This is a genomic window from Actinomadura sp. NPDC047616 (assembly GCF_040642915.1).
Taxonomy (GTDB): Bacteria; Actinomycetota; Actinomycetes; order Streptosporangiales; family Streptosporangiaceae; genus Spirillospora; species Spirillospora miaoliensis.
Genome location: NZ_JBEYTB010000007.1, coordinates 227,326 through 249,771, shown reverse-complemented (window position 1 = coordinate 249,771; position 22,446 = coordinate 227,326). Strand labels below are relative to the sequence as shown.

18 protein-coding genes are annotated in these 22,446 nt (G+C 70.1%); 11 read left to right on the top strand and 7 right to left on the bottom strand.

Annotation, left to right across the window (positions count from 1 at the left end):
* The first annotated feature begins 31 nt into the window (after positions 1 to 31).
* Positions 32 to 3,916: a hypothetical protein gene (locus tag ABZ801_RS18950; protein ID WP_360699224.1), complete on the top strand. Its 3,885-nt coding sequence runs from the start codon at positions 32 to 34 to the stop codon at positions 3,914 to 3,916.
* Positions 3,917 to 4,049: 133 nt separating this feature from the next.
* Here the strand turns inward: ABZ801_RS18950 and ABZ801_RS18945 are convergent, their stop codons facing one another.
* The 3 genes from ABZ801_RS18945 to ABZ801_RS18935 form a co-directional block, all read right to left on the bottom strand.
* Positions 4,050 to 4,619 carry a hypothetical protein gene (locus ABZ801_RS18945; protein ID WP_360699222.1) on the bottom strand — a complete coding sequence of 190 codons (570 nt, stop codon included), beginning with the start codon at positions 4,617 to 4,619 and terminating at the stop codon, positions 4,050 to 4,052.
* Positions 4,620 to 4,829: 210 nt separating this feature from the next.
* Positions 4,830 to 8,582: a hypothetical protein gene (locus ABZ801_RS18940; protein WP_360699220.1), complete on the bottom strand. Its 3,753-nt coding sequence runs from the start codon at positions 8,580 to 8,582 to the stop codon at positions 4,830 to 4,832.
* 120 nt (positions 8,583 to 8,702) lie between these two features.
* Positions 8,703 to 9,359 carry a hypothetical protein gene (locus ABZ801_RS18935; RefSeq protein WP_360699218.1) on the bottom strand — a complete coding sequence of 219 codons (657 nt, stop codon included), beginning with the start codon at positions 9,357 to 9,359 and terminating at the stop codon, positions 8,703 to 8,705.
* 101 nt (positions 9,360 to 9,460) lie between these two features.
* Between ABZ801_RS18935 and ABZ801_RS18930 the strand changes: the two genes are divergently transcribed.
* The 5 genes from ABZ801_RS18930 to ABZ801_RS18910 all read left to right on the top strand — a co-directional run bounded on the left by ABZ801_RS18930 (position 9,461) and on the right by ABZ801_RS18910 (position 14,264).
* Complete coding sequence (locus ABZ801_RS18930) at positions 9,461 to 10,033, top strand: hypothetical protein (RefSeq protein ID WP_360699216.1); 573 nt, start codon at positions 9,461 to 9,463, stop codon at positions 10,031 to 10,033.
* A gap of 72 nt (positions 10,034 to 10,105) precedes the next feature.
* Positions 10,106 to 11,317, top strand: coding sequence for a hypothetical protein (locus tag ABZ801_RS18925; protein ID WP_360699214.1), 1,212 nt, complete (start codon positions 10,106 to 10,108; stop codon positions 11,315 to 11,317).
* 91 nt (positions 11,318 to 11,408) lie between these two features.
* A complete protein-coding gene (locus ABZ801_RS18920) occupies positions 11,409 to 11,678 on the top strand; it encodes a hypothetical protein (RefSeq protein WP_344956277.1) in 270 nt (89 codons plus the stop codon).
* Between the two features lie 28 nt (positions 11,679 to 11,706).
* Entirely contained in the window at positions 11,707 to 13,605 is a 1,899-nt protein-coding gene (locus tag ABZ801_RS18915; protein ID WP_360699212.1) for a helicase HerA-like domain-containing protein, read from the top strand.
* On the top strand, positions 13,602 to 14,264 hold the full coding sequence (locus tag ABZ801_RS18910) for a hypothetical protein (protein ID WP_344956281.1): 663 nt from the start codon (positions 13,602 to 13,604) through the stop codon (positions 14,262 to 14,264). Before ABZ801_RS18915 ends, ABZ801_RS18910 begins: the two co-directional genes overlap by 4 nt.
* A 140-nt stretch (positions 14,265 to 14,404) precedes the next feature.
* On the opposite strand, the gene ABZ801_RS18905 is transcribed toward ABZ801_RS18910, so the two are convergent.
* Both ABZ801_RS18905 and ABZ801_RS18900 read right to left on the bottom strand, forming a co-directional pair.
* The gene (locus ABZ801_RS18905) at positions 14,405 to 15,067 is read right to left on the bottom strand and encodes a hypothetical protein (RefSeq protein ID WP_360699210.1); all 663 of its coding nucleotides are present in this window, start codon (positions 15,065 to 15,067) and stop codon (positions 14,405 to 14,407) included.
* A complete protein-coding gene (locus ABZ801_RS18900) occupies positions 15,064 to 15,993 on the bottom strand; it encodes a sigma-70 family RNA polymerase sigma factor (protein WP_344956285.1) in 930 nt (309 codons plus the stop codon). The genes ABZ801_RS18905 and ABZ801_RS18900 overlap by 4 nt, the downstream gene beginning before the upstream one ends.
* Positions 15,994 to 16,431: 438 nt before the next feature.
* Between ABZ801_RS18900 and ABZ801_RS18895 the strand changes: the two genes are divergently transcribed.
* Positions 16,432 to 17,208: a hypothetical protein gene (locus tag ABZ801_RS18895; protein ID WP_360699207.1), complete on the top strand. Its 777-nt coding sequence runs from the start codon at positions 16,432 to 16,434 to the stop codon at positions 17,206 to 17,208.
* 11 nt (positions 17,209 to 17,219) lie between these two features.
* Positions 17,220 to 17,975: a hypothetical protein gene (locus ABZ801_RS18890; RefSeq protein WP_360699205.1), complete on the top strand. Its 756-nt coding sequence runs from the start codon at positions 17,220 to 17,222 to the stop codon at positions 17,973 to 17,975.
* Here ABZ801_RS18890 and ABZ801_RS18885 read toward each other — a convergent pair.
* On the bottom strand, positions 17,932 to 18,642 hold the full coding sequence (locus ABZ801_RS18885) for a response regulator transcription factor (protein ID WP_360699203.1): 711 nt from the start codon (positions 18,640 to 18,642) through the stop codon (positions 17,932 to 17,934). The genes ABZ801_RS18890 and ABZ801_RS18885 overlap by 44 nt on opposite strands.
* Before the next feature lie 20 nt (positions 18,643 to 18,662).
* On the opposite strand from ABZ801_RS18885, the gene ABZ801_RS18880 reads away from it, so the two are divergent.
* On the top strand, positions 18,663 to 19,634 hold the full coding sequence (locus tag ABZ801_RS18880; RefSeq protein WP_360699201.1) for a hypothetical protein: 972 nt from the start codon (positions 18,663 to 18,665) through the stop codon (positions 19,632 to 19,634).
* 11 nt (positions 19,635 to 19,645) lie between these two features.
* Positions 19,646 to 20,005 (top strand): response regulator, encoded by a 360-nt coding sequence (locus tag ABZ801_RS18875; protein WP_360699199.1) that lies wholly within the window; start codon positions 19,646 to 19,648, stop codon positions 20,003 to 20,005.
* A gap of 67 nt (positions 20,006 to 20,072) precedes the next feature.
* Here ABZ801_RS18875 and ABZ801_RS18870 read toward each other — a convergent pair whose 3' ends face one another.
* Positions 20,073 to 21,518, bottom strand: a complete 1,446-nt coding sequence (locus ABZ801_RS18870; RefSeq protein WP_360699197.1) for an ATP-binding protein — start codon at positions 21,516 to 21,518, stop codon at positions 20,073 to 20,075.
* A 335-nt stretch (positions 21,519 to 21,853) separates the two neighbouring features.
* Between ABZ801_RS18870 and ABZ801_RS18865 the strand changes: the two genes are divergently transcribed.
* Positions 21,854 to 22,408: a TetR/AcrR family transcriptional regulator gene (locus ABZ801_RS18865; RefSeq protein WP_344956299.1), complete on the top strand. Its 555-nt coding sequence runs from the start codon at positions 21,854 to 21,856 to the stop codon at positions 22,406 to 22,408.
* The last annotated feature ends 38 nt before the right edge of the window (positions 22,409 to 22,446 follow it).

Below are 22,446 nucleotides of genomic sequence, written 5' to 3'. Positions count from 1 at the left end.
TTCGGGACCGCGGCATGGGCTTCAACTGCTGGTGTGGGCGCTCGCGCTGACGGTGTTCTGCGGGCTGGCCGTGCTCTCCGGGCACACCGTCGGATCCGGGTCCGGATCCGAGAAGACGGCATCCGGAGCCGCCGGACCGGCCACGCCGGTATCGGCGGCTCCCGGTTCGACGGTCACGGGCTCCCCGGCCACCACGGATACGGGGGGCCAGGTGGTCGCGGCCCCCATGGCCCCTCCCGACGGCGAGTCGACCGACAACGGCTGGGAAGAGTTCGAGGTCGAAAAAGATGGCTGTGCCGCGTACAACGAGAAGCGGGACTTCCTGCCGCTGAACCGGTGGACCTCCCTCAGCCTGCACACGGTGGACAACGCCTGGATCCTCAAGACCCGGCTGTTCATCTCGATGATCGCCAGCCTGATGTTCATGGCGGCGGGGCTGGCCTGGCGGATCATCGGCACGCTCATGGGGTTCGGTTACTCGTTCGACATGATCTGCAGGGCGGCCGATCCGATCAACTCCGTCGTACGGAGCTTCTCCCTGTACGCGTCCTGGTTCCTGATCCCGGCATGGCTGTTCGTTCTGATGGCGGCGGTCAAACGGTGGACCGGAAACCAGCGGAAGGGGCCCGCGTCCGCCATGCGCATGATCATGGGGTTCCTGCTGGCGACGGGGACGATCTTCTTCATCGGCGACCAGTCCGACCAGCACCGGGACGACCCGACGGCGGCGTACACGGTGCCGTGGATGGCCAAGACGGTGCAGAGCTGGTTCGGCAGCGCGTCGGACTCGCTGCGCGACCTGCAGAAGATCGGACGGTTCGACAACGGCGCGGAGACGAACCCCGTCTTCTATGACACGAACCCGAAATGGGCGGGCAAAGTCACCTGTGCGGCTCTCGACAAGGCACTGTACGACCGGTATATGTCCGACAACGGGAAAAAAAGTTCGCTGGGCCTGTCGGGCAGCGAGGCGATGGTGCAGGTGAGCAAGATCTGGGAGATGTCGCTCATCCGTTCCTGGCAGACCGCGCAGTTCGGTGAGGGAACCGAGCAATATCCCTCTCCGGCCCATGCGTCCTGCCGTCAGCTCGAAGCCAACTCCAGTGTGCACACGTTGCAGAAACTGGCGGCCTACGACCTGTCGACCGGCAACGAGATCGGCACCACCACGACCGAGATGCCGCGCGGGTTCTACCTCGATCCCCCCGGGGACGAGAAGATCATCATGGTCGCCTGGGGTGCCTGTAAAGGGGACGACGACGGGCGCGGAAGCAACCACACGATCCCGCAATGGGACAAGGCCAAAGACGACGACCTGGATGACAAGTCGGAATCATGCGGGCACCTCTACAGCAGCGCACCTACGGTCGATACCGGCGACATCTGGTCGTTGAGCCGACTGCATGACGGGGTCGACACCTTCTATTTCAACGGCGGTGATGAGCTCGACGACAAGTTCGGCGAGTGCTACACGTCCGAGGAAGCCTGCCGTTACAGTTATAAATTCGTCAGTGCCTGGCTGGGGGCCAATCAGGTCGATCGGCTCACCCAGGGCCTGATGTCGTTGATCGTCGCCTTTGTCTTCCTGTTCGTCCTCGGTCCGATGGCGATCGGTATGACGGTCTCCGGCGTGGGACTGGCGGGTCTTGTGATGATTCTTCCCATGACGTTGCTGTTGCTGGGCATGGGCCTGCCGCAGGGCATGAGACTGCTCAGGCTCACCGGTGCGGCGGCGGCCGGCGACTTTCTCTTCACCATGGGCCTGACATTCCTGACGATGTTCACCGACACCACTTATCAGGCCATTCATGCGACCTTCGGCGATTCCACTCCGAACTTCTTCGAGCAGATCGCGCAGGGGGCGGCTCCGCTGGTGGCGCTGTTCCTGTTCCGGAAGATCAGCAGGATCCTCGGCATCGGCGACATCTCCACCACGACCGGGGCCGTGGGGTTCGCCGCGGCCGCGGTGCTGAAGGGCAGCGGCGACCGGAGGCTGGCGCGCGACTCGGGCCGCCTGATGTCCCGCGGACTCGGCCGGCTCGGGATGGGCCGGATGCGGCTGGGCGCCCTGGACGAGCGGTCGCTGCAACGGCGAATGATCAACAACCGGGCGACGCGTGGGATGACCAGAGCCACGGGACGAGGCGTGCGGAGGGCCACCCGGCCGCTCACCGACTGGGTGCGGGACAGGTACGACGCCGGTCGCGCGGGCTTGCGAAGGGGCACCATGGCCCTGCAACGCGGAGCTGTGTCGGGATCGCCCGCACAGCGCGCCGCGGCGTACACCGGGCTGACCGCGGGCATGGCCGGGCTGACGATGCTGGCGCCGCCCGCCGTGCTGGCGACGCTGCCGCTGATGGCCTTCACCGGCGGTGCAGCGGCCCTGCGCGGCGGCCAGGCCATGTTCGGCGGCGGGCGCCGCGGATCCGGTGCGGGAGGCGGGGCGGCGGGCCTGAAACCGGGCGCGGCGGCGGGGATGCCGGTGGCCAAGAGCTGGCGGGCGGGCCAGCGACAGGCCGATGACTGGCACCGCAACATCATCCGGGTCAGCGATGACGAGGAGCGCGAGAGGCTGATCAGGGAGCACACCCTGGACGGGCTGAACATGCTGCGCGCCCGGCAATGGGGTGCCGCGCACGCCGATGGCCTCAACCCGGAGTTCACCGGATTCGCCAACGACGAGGAGAAGATGCGGGCGCGCGCCGAAATGGCGAGGAGGATGGGGCTGAAGCCCGACCAGATCATGATCGGCGACCATGGCCTGGCCATCCCCGTTCCACCCCGGTTCGACCGGACGACCGGACGGGTGGTGTACCCGGAAGACATGACCGTCGATGACTTCGCCACCAACCCGTACAACTTCTTCGACCCGTACACCCTGCAGCGCAAGATGGTCAACGGAGCCCCAGAGAACGACGACCAGTTCATCGCCCGGCTCGCCGCGCAGGCGCGGGAACGCGGCTACATCAACGACAATGGCGAGTACATCAACGTACTGGCCGCCCACGGAATCGACACGAGCCGTCCCGAGGTGCGGGAGCGGGTGGCGCACGTCATCAGCGGGGGCACGGACGAGGAGATTTCCAGGATCACCATCACCGCTCGCCGGTCGGAGGACACCGCCGTAAGGACGGCCCGGGAAGAATGGGCCCAGGCGGAGCTGCCGGGCACCGATATCCGCCGGCAGCGTGACATGGAGGCGGTGCACAGAGTGGCGGAGGCCGCGCAGCGCGAGATCGGTGACTTCCGGAAGATCCGGGTGGAGATGCCGGACGGCGGTTCCGGGACGGCCGAAGAACTCCATCTTCGGCTTGAGCAGGACCTCACCAGACTGATGAGCGTCGTTGCGGAGGTGCAGGATCTTCATGATGCGAATGCCGCGGGGTTCGCGGGCGACTTCCCGGCGGAGTTCGAACGGCTGACCGGCCTGCAGCAGGAGGTCGCCGCGAACATCGACCGGCTGAGCGCGCAACTGCGCGACGCGGTCGACGCGTCCGCGTCGGCGCGCGGCGTCTGCGATCTGCGGGTACGACTCGCCGATCCGAGCACCGTCATGGACACCGAGGAGCTGGAACGGGTCGCCGAGCAGATCACCGCACAGACGCGGCGGGCACAGCAGGACTGGCACGAGACGATCGAGAGGCTGGCCGGCTCCATCACGCGGACGCCCCACACCACGGCCGACACCGATGCCCTCATCGACGCCCTCGACGAGTTCAGGGACACGATCAGGCGGCGCGTCGACAGCGAGGAACGGGACAACAAGGAGGTGTTCGACAGGTTGGAGGACATGCGGCGGTCCCTTGAGAGCAGCCGACGGATGACCCAGATCGACCCCCGGCTGACTTCGAGCCGTCCGGTCGACATCCGTCAGCTGTTGAGGGAGATGTACGAGCGTGAGGTCACCAGGAACTAGCGTGCGGAATCCGGTGAGCCGGACCCGGTGATCCGGACAGAGAACCGGATAGGAAACCGGATAGGAAACCGGCCTCCACCCCGGTGTGGGGTGGAGGCCGGCCGGATTCGAACGAGTCTTCCGGGAGTACTCGCTATTCCGGGCAGACCACGTATTCCGGGTCCGTCGGGCAGGTGCCCAGCGGATGGTCCTCGGCGTAGTCCGTGAGCGCCTGCTTGAAGGCCTTTTCGGAGCTCTGCGTCCACTCCTTCGACTCGGTTGCGGCGAAGGCGCGGTCCAGAGTGAGAACACCTTCGTTGAGAATGCCCGTGATGGGCCCGTCCTGGTCAAGGTCGTCGAACCGGAACCAGTTGCCGCTGCTCCGGCCGGTGAAATGCCTCCTGTCCCTGACGCCTGGACGAGGCAGGCCGCCCGGCTTCCCGGACTCCTCGGAGAAGGCGACCAGAATGTACTGGCCATCGATGTACCCCGAGGAGCCGGAGACGGTCAGCCGAAGCTTCCTGTGCTCCTCTTCACGTATGAGGGTGAAGATGTACGTCTGAGAGGAGGCCTGGTTCTTCCCAGGAGTACCTCCCGTGGGGTCGTCCTGACCACTCGTCAAGGCCCCGGCCAGCAGGGCCACGACCACGCCCAGTACCGTCACGACGGTGCCGAGGGCGGTCAGGATTCGCCGTCGCGTTTCCGGCTTCGCGCGCAGTTTCACGGTCATTTCCTTCCGCTACGAAGGCGCGCGGGACCGGATCCTTGAACCCGACCCCTGTGCGCCGTCTGACAAGACGTCTACAGGGCCGGGTTCGGCTCTGTTTGTGTGTGCCGGTCAATTCTCGCCCAGAGCGCCTCGCTCTCGCAATCGGTCCGCGGCATATGAGATTGAATCTGCTTGGATACGCGCGGTGCCGCCTGTCGGCCGGGGTCACACCTTGCTGCGATCGAACCAGCCGACCCAGGTGGCCTTGCCGTAGTCGCGCTCGACGCGGGAGACGTCCTTGCTGGTATTGGTGTGCACCTTGTAGCCGTCGGCCAGCTGCATCGCCACGTGACCGTCATTCGGCTCCACCAGGTCTCCCGGCTTGGCCTGGCTGAGCGGAATCTTCCGCATCCAGGGAACCGCCCGCAGAGTGTGGGTGGTTGGAGCGTTGCCCCGGTAGAGGTTCGGAACCGCGCTCCGGTAGGCACGGGAAACGAAGCTCGAACAGTCGGCGTAGTTGTCCCAGTTACGTTGTGGATCGCACATGCAGTAAGGGAGGCCCAGATGGGTCAGCGCCCATTTGATGGCCTTCGCCGCCTCTGGAGTGCGGGCCTTGGCCACCGAGTCGACGCACAGCTTGTGGACGCCGATCTCCGCGGCGCCCTGCCGGAGGGTGTTCTTCGGGGCCTTCTTGGGGCAGCCGTCCGGACCGACCTCGACCTGCGTGGCACCGGGGGCGGAGCCCGCCTCCGAACCCTCGGCGAGGGAGCCGATCGGCTTGCCGGCGCTGTCGAACGGGGGGATGACGCCGCCGAAGAACCAGGCGTACTCGACGGCGCGTTGCTCCAGCGGGATGGTTACCCCCTCCGTGCTGCCGAGCCAGCTCCACGCCTTGGTGGCGTCCGGAGCGATGGGGGCGCCGATCGCCGTCAGCGGGCGCAGCGCCAGCCGCGGAATGACCAGGGTGTCCTGACCGAGGACCGGGGGCGTCGGCTCGTTGGCGTCCTCCCTGCCCTGGTAGTAGTTGGCCAGGCCGTTGAGATTGTCCCCGTTCGCACTGTCGCTTGCGGCCAGACCGGTGGCGATCTGCGCGAGCGCGGTGTTGAATCCGGGAGCCCAGGATCCGATGACACAGGCCCTGTCCGAACTCGGGTCGGTCAGGCCATTGGCCGCTGCCAGATCCGACAGCTTCGGCTCCCACTCGCTGTAGACCTTCTCCCTGCTCGGGGGATCCTCAAGGTCCGCGAAGTCCTTGGCATGCGGGGCGATCGCGGTCAGGAAGCCGGTCATCACCTGGGTGCACTTTTCAGACGTGGTGAACTCGGTTCCCGGTCCGATCGTCGAGAACAGCCGCAGGTCGGTGCCCATGGCGATGCCGAGCTTCGCCCAGCCGCCGACCATGGGCTGGAAGACGCCGAGGTCCTGCGGGCGTTTCTTCGGTTCGATCCTCTCGACGGAGAGCACGAGTTTGGCGGCGCCCGCGATGTTCTCGTCCACATCGCACCGGTCCCTGACCCCGGCCGCCTTCGCCTCCTTCTTGGTCATCGGGAAGATGCCCTGGCGTCTGTCCTTGTCGTCGTCACAGCCCTTGGTCTTCCACTTGCCGGCTCCGTAGCTGACCGACATCGCCTCGTTGACGAGGGTCTTGACGGCGGTGGCCCGGTCGGTCTCGACGGAGTACGCGAACTCCTTCCCCTTGTACCTGCCGCCGGTGACCAGATAGAGGTCCTGCAAGCGGGTGGCCTCACAACGCCAGACTGAGATGATCTTGAAACTGATCGACCAGGGCTTGTCGGGGTCGTCCGGCGGGGGCACGGTGCACGGCCGGTCGGGATCGGCGGAGCGGTCCACGAAGATCCCGGCGACTTCGATGATCTTGCCCCAGTACTTCCGGGCGTTCTCCTGGTCCTTGGCCGACCCGTTGGGCTTCCACTCCGGGCTCTCAGAATCGGCGTGGACGCGCTCGGCCGTCTTGGTGAGCTGGCGGGCGACGAAGAGCGAGGAGTCGCACGGATTCTGGGGATCGAGGCCGTCCATCCGCATCTGGGCCGCCGCCGCGGGACTGATCAGGTACGGTCCCGACCCCTGGTTGTCCTTGCCGCCGATGCCGGGGGTGGGATTGTCGACTGCGCAACCGTCGGCGTACAGGCCGGTGCCTTCGGCGGCGCCCATGTCGGCGGGGTCCATGCCGGCGGCGGGCGGGCCGGCCTCCGCACGGGACGTGGCGGGCCGCCCCATGGTCCCGTCGGCCCCGGCACGGAACGAGGCGGGCTGCGCCCCGCCGCCTCTGGGCGGGTATTTCCTGGCGGCATCCCGCATCTTCGACATCACGTCGTCGACGTACTCCCACACCGTCGGGTTGAAGGAGCAGGCTGCCGGACACTCGTCCCACATCCTCGGCGAATTCGCCCATACAGGATAGAAGTGGGCAGCTGCGACCTGCTGCCACTTCCTGTACGTTTTCCACTTCGCCAGGATGTTCTTGGTCGCCCAGCGGTCCTGCACGCTCGGCGGCGCCTCGCACGCGGTCTGGTAGCCGCCGAATTTGTTCCAGGTGCTGGAGATGACCTGGTAGGCGCCGCAGGCGTCGCTTTCGCTCGTCCCGGCCCGGGCCTTGTAGTCGCCGTTCGACTCGTGCTTGCGCAGCGCGTACAGGAACCAGCCGAGCTGGTGGCCGAGGTCGCCGGCCGGCGGTGTGGAATGGCCGCCGGAACCGCGTACGGCGGCGGTCGAACCGGGGCCTTCGACGCCTCGGACGGGCCCCGGGCCCGCGCCGCTGGTGTTGCCGACCTCCACGGCGCCACCGCCGCCCTCCCCTGAAGGGACCTCCGACGCCTTGCGCCCGGGGTCGCGGTCGATGTTGTCGTACGGGCTGTAGCGGGCGAAGTCGGTCTGCGTCTTGGCGATGCCGGCCAGGATGGTCCACGGCGGCTTGGCGTAGTCCTCCGCCCCGCCCTCGGCGGCCCGGTCCGCGGCGTTCTTGAGGATCTTCTGCCATCCCTCGGGGAAGTACTCGGCGACCTTACGGTCCGAGGCCTCCTCAGGCTGGACCTGCTCGTCATCGGACGTGACTCCGATGCCCAGGATCATCGCGAGGAGCAGGATGATGACCAGGGGCAGAGCCAGCACCGGCAGGGCGGCGGTCATCAACACCCGGAGCTTCCCGTGGCTCGCCCCCGAGCCCTTCCCCGAGCCGCCGGCCTTCTTGTTCTGTTCGCTCTTGTTCTGTTCGCTCTTGTTCTGCTTGCTCTTGTCCTGTGTGCCGCCCTCGCCGGTCCCCCCGCCCCCGGCCCGGAAACCGCGCCAGGCCGATTCCGGCGCCAGCTTCCCGAGGCGAGACCCTTGCACTCTGTCCAGAAATCCCTGGGCCGGGGCGGAATGCTTGACCCTGTCGGAGACACCGCGCGTGTACAAGCTGAGGCCCCTGGCGAGCGCCTGACCCACTCCCTGCCCCCCAGCGTCGAGGGCCTTGTCTCCCAGGGGGGCGCCCTTCAGCGGCGCCCCGAGGTGCTGTTCGGCGGCTCGGGTCACAGTCGCACCGGCGGCCTGGGTCGCCTCGTCGACGACCTGATCCGCCATCCGCCGCGTCAGGCCCTTTTCAGGCTCGTCGTCCGTGGCGGGCCCCTGGGCCGCCTTCGCGGCCGCGTCCAGCGCCTGTTGCGTGGCGAAAGGGTTGGCCGTGGACGGAAGCTCGACGGCTCCGCCCATCAGCCCGGCCTCGCCGTACGGGGCCTTGCCCAGTCCGTCCACGCCCCGGTCGGCGGCCGCTTGCGCGGCGAGGATGTCGTCGACGTGTGGGGGCCGCTGAGCCGCCGAGAGCGCACGGGGATCGGCCTCCGACAGGGGGACGACCACGGGCGGATGGCGGGTGGGGTCGTCCGGGGGCTCCAGATCGTCCAGCAGGTCCGGATCGTCCAGCGGCTCGGGGGCGCCAGCCGGGTCGGACGGCTGCCGAGGGCTCCTGTCCGGCTCGTCCACGCGGTACCTCGCTCAGCTCTGCGGCTTCCCTGGATCGGGGTGATCGCCAATGACCGTCCGCCGCTGCGCAGAGAGGGCAAGGAGACGGGACGCCGGGGGGATACCGGAGGGGGCGCCGCGCTAGCGTGCGCGGATCGCGTAACCGGACTCGTCCCGCTCTACAAGGATCTCCACGACGTGGGTTCTCGCCGTTCCGCCATGTCTGATCGTCGCGCTGAACCGGTACTGGCTGTTTCCGGTCACCGAGGGGTCCGTGACGGTGATCTCTCCCACCACCGATCCCGGCGGTGTCGGTGTCCTGGCCGGGGTGGGCCGCGCCGCGCCGACAAAGGGGATTCCGGTCCAGTCTCCGGTCGCCGTGGCCTTGGCGGCGGCCATGGCCACATTCCGGGCACCGGCCGGGACGACCGTCGTGCCGCCACCGGTCACCGGGACGCTCATCGCGGCGGAGGCGGTGAAGTCCTTGGCGGAGACTCCCGCGGGAGGCGTCTGAGAAGGAGCCGTGGACGTGGTGGACGGCGCGCTCGCCGCGCCGGGCGTGGTGCCGGAACCGCGGGGGTTCAGCGTCTCGACGGCGTACGGTGGCGGCTTGCTCCCGGTGGTGGCGCCGCCGGAGGATTCGCCGCGCCCCACCACCGCGCCGACCACCAGCATCATGACGATGCCGCCGACGGCGACCCAGACCGCGACATCCCACCATTCGGGCAGTTCGGTGCGGTCCCACGGACGTTGCCGCCGCCGGTAGCCCGCACGGACGTAGTCGGTCAACTTCGGCATACCGGTGACCGTCGCCGCCGGACGCGCGCGGGCAACCGGCGCGCGGTGACCAATCGCGAATCGGTCTGGCGTCCGGGACGTGACCGCGCACGGTCCCAGGCATGAGCGAGGACGAGCCCGTCAAAGGACCGGCGATGCTGGCCGCGACCAACATGCTGAAGCCGCCACCGACCGTGATCGGCAGCGTGAACAAGCAGGTCACACTGCCCCGTACGGTCAGGCTCACCACGCTCATCGGGATGCTCGCCGGCGCGACGCTCGGTTTCCTGGCCGCCTTCCTCATCGCCGGTCCAGGCCTGAAGGCGCTGATGTACGGTCCGACGCTCGGCGGGGCGGTCGGCTGGGGGGTCGTCAACTTCTCACCGTTGCCGGGGGAGTCGCTCGCCAGGTGGCTGGGGTTGCAGATCAACGAGACCCGCAACCGAAAGCTCGTTCTCGACGGCCGGCCCGTCCGTCTCTACGTGGGCATCGCCCCACTGCGCCGCACCGCCGCGGGAACCATCCGGATGGTGCCGGGCGGCGTTCCGATGGACGCCGTCCGCTGGGACCCGCGCGGTTACCCGCAGCAGGAGATGCCCGGCGAAGTCCGGCTGCCCGGCCGCCCGCGCAAGGGCCGTGGGCTGACCGCGTCCTCCCGGAAACCCGCCCGCCGTGGGCGCGTCCGGCGCGACTGAGCCTCCGCTACTTGCGCATCGGCGGGACGGCCGCACGGTCCTGCCTGCGACGTGACAAATGGGGAGAGGACGATGCCGGAACAGTCACCCACCCGCTTCACCATGGTGCCCGCCCGGCGTTCCAGCGAGCCGACCGCTCGCAGGCGGGCCAGGAGAATCCTGGGTGCGCTCTTCCTCGCGGCGGGACTCAGCGTCGTCGCCACGGTCGTCGCCCTCGCCAAGGGGAGCACCAAGCCCGATCTGTCATCGGTCGACCCGCAAGGCCGCGACCTGGCCTACACGGCGGCGGTGAACTTCCTGGCCGGCACCCGGCAGAACGTGCCCCATGCCGAGTCCTTCAAGCCGGAGACGGCCGTCAACCAGACCGCTGACGGGCGCAGCACTCCGCTCGACTACCGGTCGCTGAGCTGGGTGGGGTTCAGCCCCCAGCATTTCGGCTCGGAGAAGCTCGGCTTCACCGATTTCGAAGTGCACCACTTCCTCGTCGTCCTGGGAAGCCCCGGGGAACAGCCTTCACAGACCCCGAAGGCTTCGTCCGGAGCGCCGAGTGGCCGGCCGTCCACGCAGCCGGGCGGCCGACCGGCCACGGCGCCGAGCGGGCAGACGTCCGTACCGGGGGCCGCCGGCTCGCCATCTGCGAGCTCGACGGTCTCCCCACAGACCGGCCCTCCGGTCTCCGCCAGTCCCACCGCGACCGCGACCGCGAGCGGAGGTGCGGAAGCGGCGGCGCCGGCATCGAACGTGCTCCAGTTGGACGTCCCCGTACTGCTCGACCCCAAGGGACCGCTTCTGGCGGCCTCGCCCGCCTTGTCAGTCTGGAAGAACGGGGTCGGCAAGGTCGGGGGAAGGGCCGACTACACCAACTTCAGCGGCCTGACCACACAGGTCGGCAACGCGACCAAGAACCAGATCCTGCGGTGGGCGGGGGCCTATTCCACGGGTGATTCGGCGGGCCTGCTCGCCGTCACCGGTGACCAGAACGACTCCCACCGCTATGCGGGGCTGTCGGGGTTCTCCCTGGCCGATTCCCCCCAGGCCGTGCAGATCCTGTCGGCGATCAAATCCGGGAACGGCCAGGTCATCGTCCGGGTGCGGATCCTGCTCGCCAGAGCGGCGCCCGCCGGAACGGTGCCGGGCCAGAACGGCGCCGACCAGCGGTTCACCACTTTCGCCGATTTCGACCTGCTGGTGGGAGCGACCGGAGCCCAGCCTCCGGTGCTCGCCTGGGGACCGGCCGGCTCCGCCGCGGAGCTGGAGCCCTACTACAACGCCTTTACCAACTGACCGGGAACCCACAACCGGAGGAATCACGATGTCACTCCCTGGTCTTGACGTACTTGCGGCGCCGATTGGTGAGGAAGGTGCCAACAGCTTCTTGGAAGACTCGCCGGCGGGCAGGGCGCTCGTGGCGATCTGCGGCGCGCTCGCGGTCGTCATCGTGGTGTTCGCGGTGTTCCGGATGGTCAACGGCATCGGCCGGGGCAGGCCGGGCGAGGCGTTCAGGTCGCTCACGTTCGGTCTGCTGATCGGCGGGCTGCTGTTCAATCTCAACCTCACCACCTCTGGGGTGAGGGCCATGGGCGACATCGTCGGCAAGGTCTTCGAGAGCATCACCACCGTCAGCAACAGCAACAACGACAACTGACGCCGGTGCCGCAGCGCAGGGGGTGAATATGGCGTACAGCGGAGGGTCGGGGTCCGGGGCCGGAGACGACAGTGGCGGCTACCTGTTCACGACCGTGGTCATGGTGGCACTCGCGTTCCTGCTCGTGGCCTTCGTCCCGGCCGTCTGCGCGGCGGTCGTCTTCCTCGCGCTGCGCCGGGTCCTGGCGCGCCGGGACTGGGCCATCCTGACGCTGGCGGGCGTGGCCGGATTCGCCGTGTACGCCAGGGCGAACGCGCTGAGCTACGGCTACTGGCTGCTCAGCTTCGCCGACCGCGGCCCGGGGGACCCCCTGCGGGTCCCCGTCACCGTGGTGCTGTGCGTGGCGGCGGTGCTGGCGGGCTGCACCGGCATGATCATGGGCCGGGCGATCGGCTCGCCGGTCGCCGCGCTCAGCTCGTTCCTGCGGATGAAGACCAAGGTCCTCGCGGTGCTCGACGGGACGTGGATGCGCCGCAAGGAGTCGGTCGACGATCCGATCACGCCCACGAAGGTCCGGCGGGACATGCTGAAACGGCGGGTGTCCGGCAGGGTGCCCCTGAGCGAGATCCCCGCGGTGCGCGGTCCGCACGCGACGGAGAAGGCCAGAAGGACGCCGCTCAAGGCCAAGGCAATCCCGATCGGACTGGGGCGCCGCGACCGGCCGGTGTTCCTCAGCGTCCAGGAACTGGGCATGCACGGCGCCGTGGTCGGCTCCACCGGCAGCGGAAAGACGGTCACCCTGATGTGGATCATCGGGGCGGCGCTCGACATGGGGTTCGACGTCACCGTCATCGACATGAAGGAGGACACCGAGCCGGGCGGCCTGCGCGACTTCCTGCGTGCCTACGCGCGGATGCATCGCGTGCCCATGCAGGAGATCGCCCTGGGCGACGAGCGGCCGGGCTACTGGTTCAACGCGCTCGCCGGCATGTCCGCCGACGAGGCGTTCGACACCATCATGACGATGGTCGAGTTCGACGACGCGTACTGGCAGGCACTGAACCGCAAGGTTCTGCAGCAGGTCGTCCAGATGTGCTACCAGGCCGGCGAGGTGGCGCCGGACCGGTTCCCCCCGCCGACCATGCTGGACATCGGCAAGATCATGGAGCAGGGCGAGCACATGAGGGGCGCGGTCAAGGAGCGGGTCCTCGCGATCGACCGGGTGCACGGTGCCGGTTACTGCGTGGAACGCTACCCCAACGTGCTGCGGCCGTCCCGCGACGAGGCCAACTCGGCGGCCAGCTTCGGCACCAAGCTGACCGGACTGTACGACTCCGGCGTGGGGCGGCGCGTCCTCGTCCCCGGCGGCGACCGGCAGATGATCGACGTCCGGCGCGACGGGCTGACCTATGTCGGGCTCAATTCGCTCGGGCAGCCCGACATGGCCAAGATCCTTTCCTCCTCGGCGCTGCAGCGCCTGTCGGTGTACGCCGCGCAGCGCATCCAGGGCCGCGCTCCCAAGGACCGGCCTCGGCTGATCGTCGTGGACGAGGCGAACTTCATCGACCGGACCATCGCCATGAACATGCTCTCCCGGGTCCGGTCGGCGTTGTTCAACATGATCCTCTGCACCCAGGGGCCGACGGACTGGATCGACAAGGACGGCGACGACTGGTCCCGGCTGACGCAGAACATCAACTGGCTGATCGCCATGGCCCAGTCGTCGCCCGAGTCCGCCGAGAAGTGCGCCGAGTTCCTCGGCATGCGGGACAACAACAAGTTCTCCGAGCGCCTCGGCCGTTCCGGGCATCCCCAGCAGTTCAACCTCATGGAGGAGGAGGAATTCATCGTCTCCACCCAGGAACTGCGGGACCTGGGCACCGGTGAGGCGTACCTGCGGGTCAACAAGCCCGAGAGCAGGGTCGAGTACGTGGTCGTGCCGATGCGGACGCAGGAACTGCGCTGGTACGAGGAGCGAGTGTCATGACCGCGATCCGGGTGAGACCACGGGCGGTGGCGGTCGAGGTCGCGATCGTCGTGTCCCTCGGGGTGGCGCTGGCGGGCGTTTCGCTGGGGCTGCTCGTCCTCCAGTACGGCGGGGCGCTCCGGTTCGGGACGACGGACCTGCTCATCGCCGCCGCGGCGGGTGTCGCGGCCGCCTCGGTGGTGCGGGTGACCGTGCGGCTGCACCGCCGCTGGAAGAAGTCGATCGGCCGGTTCACGGCGGCCGCCGCGCTGTGCGCCCTGGCCGGGGTCGTGGGGGCGCTCGTGGTCCTGATTCCGAGCGAGTGCCCCGGCGGCCTGTTCAGTACGGGCCGGTGCGGGGTGCGTGAGGCGGCGGCCTGGGGACAGGTGGCCGGACTGGGGGCGGTCGTCAACTTCGGGGCCGCCGGGCTCACGCTGGCGTTCGTGCGGCTGGTGCGGGCGCTCCCGGGAGCGGTCTGGGGGGTGATCAGTGACGGGACGGCGCAGGGCGTCATCTGGATCAGGACGCTGGGCGGCGCGCGGCGGCGCCGGGCCGTGCGCGTCGGCCGGCGGAGGCCGGACGGGCCGCGACGCGACCCGCGGGAACCGAAGGGGCGGCCGACACCCCGCCGCGCCGACGCCGAACGCGCCCGTCGCACGCGACTGCGCAGCCGCACCTGACACACCAGGCCCGGGTCCGATCCGGGTCTGACCGGGGTCTGATCCGGGTCCATGCGCGCCGTGCCGGATCGGGCCGAGACGTCAAGCCCAGGAGAGTCATGGCCGCGGCGACGGTCGTCCCGGATCGGCGGCGGGCGGGTTCAGGGCGTGTGCGGACGCCAGATGATCGACGAGACCACCAGCAGGACACTCAGGCAGGTGATGACGAAGGTGACGAGGGCCGGCCCCAGGGCGATGCCGCCGGGCCGTGGCAGCCGGTTCACCAGTGCACGGCGGGCCGGCCGTCCGGGGGCATCGTCATCATGAGCGGGCCGGTCGTCGAGGACGGGCCGGGAGGCATAGCCCTCGTTCGCGAGGTCGTCGGTGTACCAGGCGGTCTGCGCGCCACCGGTGGCAGGGGCCTGGACGGCGTCGCCGGAAGGAGCCTCCCAGGCTGCCGCCGCGCCGCTCTGGCCCGCGCCGCCTGCCCCGGGCGCGGCCTCGAAGGCGATCGTCGTCCTCGGTTCGGCCCCCGGAGGCGCCATGTTCATGCCGTTCCAGGTCTGCGACGTCCCGGAAGACTCCCAGCCGTTGCTCTGCGCAGGGCCAAGGGAAGAGGGACGACCGTCGGCCGCATCCGTGCTCGCGCCACCGGGGCCGGCTCCGCCGCGCGGCGCCACCGGCGGCTCGTCGGTGCCGGCCGGCTGCTTCTGGAGGTCGGCCGGCGCCGGCTCCCCGGCGGCGTCCGCGGTGTCGTCGATGATGATCCACGGGTTCTGTGCCCAGTTCCCGTCGACCGGCCTCGGCTCCCGCTCGTCGTTCATCCCGCCCGTCCCTGGAACGTTCCCGGATCGTCCGACGCCTCCATGATGGGCTCGACGAGCTTGGCCAGCGCCTTCTGCTGGATCTGCCGGACCCCTTCGCGCGACAGCCCCAGCCGTTCGCCGATGACGCGCAGCGACTGCTCCGGATCGCCGTCCAGCCCGAATCGGCGCGTCAGCACGTACCGTTCGCGGGAGTCGAGGTTGGGCAGGCCGCGGCTGCTGATGGCGCGCAGATCCAGCCGCAGCAGCACCTCCGTCTCGATGCTCGGGGAGGAGTCGGCCAGCCGTTCCTCCCACGGAGCCTCGTCCTCGGCCTGGCCCCCCGCGGGCGCGTGCAGGCTGTCGAGCCGTGGCGCGTCCAGAACCCGGCGCACCTGGGCCTCGGTCACCCCGGCACGCCGGGCGATGACGGCGTGGTCCACCGGGGCGTCCGGCCCGGCCTCCTCCAGATACGCCCGCTCCGCGGCCAGGATGGCGGGGCGTTTCTCGAAGTCCCCGGGATTGAGGTTGGGGTGGTCGGCGTCCCGCACCGCGCGCAGCACCTCCCGCTGGATCGGTTTGAACGCCCAGCTGGCGAACGGCCCACGGTCCGGGTCATAGGAGGAGATCGCCCACAAAAGCCCGACCTTGCCGGCGCTTTCGAAATCCTCGATGTGCTCACTGGACCTCGACGTGAACATGGCGACGTATCTGCGAACGAGACCGAAGTTCATGTTCAGTATTTCGTGGGTCACGTCCTCGAGTTCACGTTCGGCTCGGCGCAACGCCAGTTCCGAGAGCATGTCCAACTCGTCTGCGTCGGCCCTGGCGCGCAGGCCGGTGAGCTGTTGCTGTAGCTCCTTGCGACGCGCGAAGAGCATGTCGTTGCGGCTGCGGAACTCCTCGGCGGTGGGGCGCCCGCCGCCGAGCGGCTGCACGTTCTCCATCCGTCTCCCTCGCCGTTGGTGGCTAATGCGAGATTAGACGCGCACGATGCCGGGAATGCTCGGACCAATCAAGATCGTTGACATGCCCATGACCCTCCTGAACCGGCCGCGGATACACGCGGGTTCGCGTCGATCGGATGAAGCGCGCGGCAAAGCCCTAGATGAGCGCCGTGCCCGCGCGAGGTCGCGAATCCGTCTGACCGCGGGGGCCGGCGGCCGCGTTGACACAGAATTGATCGCCCGTGGTGCGCACGTCGAATCGGCGGTGGTCGTCCGGTGCGCTCTCGGTGCACGCGCGCGAGGTAATCTCGCGTGACCCGGCAAACGCCGGGTTGCGGATTCTGGAACGCGCGGACTGTGAAGGTCAGGGGCAGGCGACCCGGCGCGGAGTGAGACCGGCCACCTGGCCCCGCTTCACAAACGAAAGGACCAGCAGCGGTGCGAACGATCCTGAGCGACTTCGGTCTCGAACCTGCGGTCGTCGGGACGACTGTGACGGCGCACATCAATTCGAGCGATCCCGACGGGTTCCGCTGCACCGTGTACGACGTCGCCACCCTCCAGGCCCGCGACGCGCTGTTGCCGCGCGCAGACGCCTACGAACTCCCGGCGGGGGCCACCGCTCCCGAGTTGGCGGTGGGGGACAGCGTCATCGCGCTGGTCGTCGGCGTGTCCGGCGAGGGCCGGCAGGGCGGTGAGCGGCTTCTGCTGTCGGCCACCGCGCCGGAGCTGGTCGAGCGCGTCCTGGCGGGCTTCGTCGAAGAACTGCTCACCGGCAAGGTCGTCATCAAGGCCGTGGCGCGTGTCGCCGGTACCAAGACGAAGATCGCCGTTGCGCCAACCACCAGGGGGGTCGACGCACGGGGAGCCTGTATCGGCCGGGGGGCGAGCCGGCTCCGGGGGGCCGAGAGCCTGCTGAACCGCGGCTTCGGCAAGGAACGACTGGAGATCATCGAGTACTCCGCCGACCCGGTGACCTTCCTGACCAACGCCATGAACCCGATCCAGGTCACCGACGTCCTCGTCCACCGGGACAACGCGATCGTGGCGGTCGAGGAGCACCAGCTCTCCGGCGGGATCGGCGAGGGCGGGCTGAACGCCCAGCTCGCCGGGCGGCTGACCGGGCACTACGTCCGGGTGGTCAGGGCCGGCACCGACCTGCGCGCGGCGCTCGACGAGCTCGTGTCCAGCGCGGGCACCGCGGTGAGCGGCTGAGGTCCGCCGCGTTGCAACCCGTGGTCGTGTACGCCCGGGCGGGGATCCCGCCGCGCGGCGTGGAGGATCTCAGCGGCCCCGGCGGGACGTGCCTGGACCGGGATTCGCTCGTCGCCGCAGGCCAGGCGCTGACCTGGCGGGCGGCCTTCGCCTGCGGTCCGGTCGCCGCGATCCCGCTGACCGCGGCGACCGCGGTGCTCGTCGACGCCGTCGCGGGCAGGGAGCCGGAGCAGTGGCACGACAGGTTCGCCCGGGGCGCGGTGCATCGGATGGCGGGCGAGCTCACCATTCTGTCGGTGACGGCCGGGCTGCTCGCCGAGACGGCCGGACGAAGGCGGGACGAGGACGTGGAACTGTTCGGCTCGGCGGTCGAGGGGCTCGCCGGGCTGCTCGTCGCCATGCAGGAGCCCCAGATCAGCGGCGAGCGGGCGGACCGGATCGTGGCCGACACCATCCGTACCCATGGCGCGCTGCTGGGCGGGCTGACCCGCCAGCGGGTGACGGTGCGCCGGCGGGGTGACTTCACGGTCCGCACCGTGCGTTCTGTCTCCGAGGACCTGACACGGCCGGAGTTGGAGCGGGCGCGGACCCGGATCGGGCTGCCCTGGCCGACCAGGGTCGACAACGGGCTCGGCGACCATGTGGGGCTGGCCGGGTGGCGTGCGACCATGCAGGCCAACGGCGACCAGATGTGGTGCCGGGTGGAAGGGGAGCACACCCTCGTCACGGAGTTGTGGCTGCGGAACTCTCGGGAGCCGCCGGAATGAGGTATCCGAACCCGGTCACGGTCACGATCACGTCCTCGCCGAGTTTGCGGCGCAGCCGGGAGACGTGCTCGGCGAGCGTCCGGGACACGCCTTGGCTGGTGCCCCACACATGCAGCATGAGCTCCTCCTTGGAGATCGCCCGGCCACGGTTGGTGGCCAGGAACTCCAGCAGGGCGTACTCCATGGGGGCCAGCCGCACCACTGTCCCGTCCCGGAAGACCTGCCGCGCGGCGAGATCGACCCGCACCGGCGGAATGTCCAGCAGGGCACCGCGGGTGTCGTCGGTCCGTCCGGCGGTGGGGGTCGCGCTGCGCCGCAGCACCGCCTGGATCCGGGCGAGCAGAACCTCCGGCTCGAACGGCTTGGCGACGTAGTCGTCGGCGCCGAGCCGCAGTCCGAGCGCCTGCTCGTGCGGCTCGCCGCGGACGGTCAGCAGGATCAGCGGCGTGGTGTTCCCCCCGTCGCGCAACTGGTCGACGAGGGACAGCCCGTCGATGTCGGGGAGGTTGATGTCCAGCAGGGCGATGTCGACACCGCCGCGCCGCAGCACCAGCCGGGCCGACTCGCCGTTGGGCGCGGCCTCCACCTGGTGCCCGCGTCTGCGCAGCAGGCCCGCGACCACCTTGACGAGTCGTGGATCGTCGTCCACGACCAGGACCCGTGCCATGACGCCATGCTACTGGAGATATGAACGCCGTTCGGAGCGATGGTGAGTCGCGCGCGGTACCGCTGAAACGCCGGCTGCGGTACGGCACGGTCGCCTCCCTGATCATGCTGGCCGGCCTCGGGGTGACCGGCTCGCCGTACCACCGCGTCGGTCCCGGCCCGGTGATCCAGGTCGGCGGCCCTGCCGACGGGTCCTGGTCGGTCACGACGGTCCGGATACGGCGCAGCACCTGGTTCCAGTGGGCGGTGGCCGAACTGAGCGGGGAACGCACGATCAGGGGCGGCGGCGACAGTTCCCCGGCGACGGCCACGGCGACGGACCGGGCGATGGGCACGGCACAGACCAACGCCGTGCTGGTCGCCGCCCAGCTCGCCGCCCGCCGGACTCCGGGGGGCGGTACCGGGCTGCAGGTGACCGACGCGGCCCCTGCCATCGGACTGCGGCCCGGCGACATCCTGCTGGCCGCCGGGGACGCCGAGGACCTGGCCCCGTTGCGCACGCAGGCCGACCTGCGAACCGCGCCCCGGCGAACCGGCCTGCGCGTTCTCGTCGTCCCCAGGAGCTCCGACGACTCGTGGGGGAAGGCCGAGATCCGGCGGATACCCGCAGCCCGCCTCGCGCGGGTACGGGCCCGCCCGGACGTCTCGGCGACCGCCTACCCGCTGGGCGCCGTGCGCGGGCCGTCGGCCGGGCTCGTCCTGGCCTTGGCCCGCGCCGACGCGCTCACCCCGGGCGACCTGACCGGCGGCCGCCGCGTCGCCGGAACCGGGGGGATCGGTCCCGACGGCACCGTGACCGGCGTCGGCGAGGTCGCCGACAAGGTCCGTGCCGCGGTGGCGGCACGCGCGGACGTCTTCTTCGTACCGGTCTGGCAGCGCGCCGCCGCCACCGCGGCGGCCCGGGGCACCGGGGTGCGGATCGTGCCGGTCCGCTCGGCGACGGAGGCCGTCGGCTGGCTCTGCGCCACCGGCGGCCACGCTCCGATCTGCTAGGTTCTGCCGCCATGCGGGTGCTCATCGTCGATGACGACCCAGGAGTGGGCCGGCTGCTACGCACGGTGCTGGAACGCGACGGGAACGAGGCGGTGCTGGCCGAGGACGGCGAGCACGGCTGGCGCGAACTGACCGGCGCCGCCCCGCCACAGTTGCTCATCCTGGACCGGATGCTGCCGGACATGGACGGCGCCGATCTGCTGGCCCGTCTGCGCGCCGACGCCCGCGGCGCCGACCTGCCGGTGCTCATGCTCACCGCCGCCGTCCACGCCTCGGGCGACCTGGCCGACGGCACGCTGACCCGGGTCCTCGCCAAGCCCTTCGACCTCGCCGATTTCCGCGCGGCCCTCCGCGACCTGCGCGCCGGCTGACCGACTGTGCTCCAGCCGACCAGGACGGATCCAGCAGGGGCCGCGGGCGGTCCCGGGCCGGCCGGACTCAGGTCGCGTGGTGCGGGTCCGCCCAGAGGGGCAGGCGGAGCCGCACCTCAAGGCCGCCCGACGGCGCGGGGGCGAGCTCGAGCCGGCCGTTCATGGCGGTCATCACCGTGGCGGTGATGTACAGCCCCATCCCGGACCCGGGCAGGTCCCGCGTGGCCTCCGACCGGTAGCGTGGCCGCAGCACCAGGTCGCGTTCGCGGGACGGGATCCCCGGGCCCCGGTCCGCGACGCTGATCACACCGGACGTCCCCTCCCGGTACGCCGTTATCTCGATCGTGCCGTCGGGCGCGTACTTCTCCGCGTTGCCGAGCACCAGGAGCAGGCACTGCCGCAACCGGACCGGATCGCCGCGCACGGTCAGGCCCGGTGCCGCGGCGACCAAACCGCGCGCCGCCACCGACGGGATGCTCCGCAGCGTCCTGCGCAGCAGCGGCTCCACCTGCACGGGTTCCGCCCGCGTCGCGGGCGGCGCCGCCGGGTCCGGGCCGACCAACTGGACCAGGTCGCCGATGACGTGCCGCATCATCTCCACGGCGTCCTGGATCGCCCCCAGCGAGTCCGCCGTGTTCTCGTCGTCGGGAAGGATCTCCGCGAGCAACTGGCAGTGCCCGCGGATCGTGGTCAGCGGACCGTGCAGTTCATGACGTACCGACAGCGTGAGCAGGTGCCGCATGTACTCCACCTGCCGCTGCGCCGACTCGTCCACGAACGCCGCGCACAGCAGGCCGGACGCGGCGGCCGGCGTGGCCCGCGCCGGAGCCGAGCACGACACCCGTGTCCACAGCGAGCGCCCACCGGGCGTGGTCAGCCGCACGCTGCCGTGCAGCCCGGCGGCCAGGCACACCGCGCGGCCGTCCTCGCCGGTCAGGGTGAACAGCTCTTCCGGCCGCCTGCCGACGGCGTCCTCGGCGCGCACACCGACGAGTTCCGACATCGCCGCGTTCCAGACGACGATCTTTCCATTCTGGTCCAGGGCAAGGACGCAGACATTGGAGTGGTCGATGACCGTGCGGAGCCGGGACCGTTCCGCCTCCAGCACGTGGGCCGTCCACGTCTTGGCCCAGAAGGCGCCCAGCACGTCGGTCGCACCGGTCACCGCGCCGCCCAGCCTCCCGGAGGTGATCCAGCGGGCCAGGTACCGGCCGCTCCGCCGGGTCCAGCCGAGCAGCAGACATCCGGCGTCGCGTCCGTCGGGGGCACGGATCGGGGCGAGCACGCCCGCCCGCCAGCCGTCCGGCAGCGCCTGCCGCGGGATCGGCCGTGGACCCGTGGCAGACCGGAGCGTCTCGAGGCCTTCCGGCGGCCGATCGCGGACACCGGCGGCCGTGCCGGACGCCGCGACCCACGCCGCGCCGGAAGGCAGGGTGGTGTACAGCCAGAGCAGATCGGATCGCACGATTCGCCGCAGGTCGCTGACGAGCGGCGCCAGATTCTCGGCGGTCATCTGTCCCGCCGGGGACGCCGCGTCCGTCGGTCCGCCCGGAGGGAACCGGGTGCCCGGCGTCGCCAACGGCCCGGCATCGTCCTCGAACAGCGCACGGCGGCCGGCCCGAGGCCGGTGACCGATGGCTCGCGATCCCGTGATCGTCACTGCCTGCCGCATCGTCCGTCCGCTCCCGCGTCCGGCGTGGCGGCAGCGACATTTCCGCCGAACAACTCAGTCCCTCCACATGCCTCGGGTTCCGGTTGCCATACGGTTGCGTATGGAGGTGCACCATACGCTAGCGTATGGTGCACGGCAAGGCGTAGTGTCCGGCGAAATTCGCGGAGGGGGTGCGGGTGCCGTCAGCGCAGGACTGGGTGGAGGCGGCGCTGACCGCCATCAGTGAGGGCGGGCTGGCCGCGGTGGCCGTCGAACCGCTGGCCGTCCGCCTGGGGACCACCAAGGGCAGCTTCTACTGGCACTTCCGCAGCAGGGACGCCCTGGTCGACGCCGTGCTCGCCCATTGGGAGGAGAGCAACACCCGGCAGGTCATCGCCAGGGCCGAGGCGGAGTCGGAGCCGATGGCGCGCCTGCGGACGCTCTTCGCCGTGGTGCCGGCGGCCACCGGAGGCGACCCGGTCGAGATCGCGTTGATGGCCGCCGCCGGACAGCCGCGGGTCGCCGCGGTCCTCACCCGGGTCACCGAACGGCGAATCGCCTACGTCTCGCGGATTATCGAGGACCTCGGTTTCCCGCCGGACGAGGCGCGGCTTCGCGGGTTGCTGCTGTACAACGCCCACCTCGGCAAAGTGCAGCTGATCAACGCCGTCCCGCAGGTCCTTCCCACCGACCTCGAACAGCAGGAACGTTACCGGGAACTCCTGCTCTTCACCGTGCTGCGCCGCGAATGAGCGAACGTGCGGCCGCCTCGGCCGTTACCGGCAGGAAC

What these genes read in the sequence shown, in the direction of transcription:
- ABZ801_RS18935 (WP_360699218.1), bottom strand. Translation starts at nt 9,359, where the DNA reads ATGCCGAAGTTGACCGACTACGTCCGTGCGGGCTACCGGCGGCGGCAA.
- ABZ801_RS18880 (WP_360699201.1), top strand. Translation starts at nt 18,663, where the DNA reads ATGAACGCCGTTCGGAGCGATGGTGAGTCGCGCGCGGTACCGCTGAAA.
- ABZ801_RS18930 (WP_360699216.1), top strand. Translation starts at nt 9,461, where the DNA reads ATGAGCGAGGACGAGCCCGTCAAAGGACCGGCGATGCTGGCCGCGACC.
- ABZ801_RS18885 (WP_360699203.1), bottom strand. Translation starts at nt 18,642, where the DNA reads ATGGCACGGGTCCTGGTCGTGGACGACGATCCACGACTCGTCAAGGTG.
- ABZ801_RS18910 (WP_344956281.1), top strand. Translation starts at nt 13,602, where the DNA reads ATGACCGCGATCCGGGTGAGACCACGGGCGGTGGCGGTCGAGGTCGCG.
- ABZ801_RS18870 (WP_360699197.1), bottom strand. Translation starts at nt 21,518, where the DNA reads ATGACCGCCGAGAATCTGGCGCCGCTCGTCAGCGACCTGCGGCGAATC.
- ABZ801_RS18925 (WP_360699214.1), top strand. Translation starts at nt 10,106, where the DNA reads ATGCCGGAACAGTCACCCACCCGCTTCACCATGGTGCCCGCCCGGCGT.
- ABZ801_RS18915 (WP_360699212.1), top strand. Translation starts at nt 11,707, where the DNA reads ATGGCGTACAGCGGAGGGTCGGGGTCCGGGGCCGGAGACGACAGTGGC.
- ABZ801_RS18900 (WP_344956285.1), bottom strand. Translation starts at nt 15,993, where the DNA reads ATGGAGAACGTGCAGCCGCTCGGCGGCGGGCGCCCCACCGCCGAGGAG.
- ABZ801_RS18905 (WP_360699210.1), bottom strand. Translation starts at nt 15,067, where the DNA reads ATGAACGACGAGCGGGAGCCGAGGCCGGTCGACGGGAACTGGGCACAG.
- ABZ801_RS18875 (WP_360699199.1), top strand. Translation starts at nt 19,646, where the DNA reads ATGCGGGTGCTCATCGTCGATGACGACCCAGGAGTGGGCCGGCTGCTA.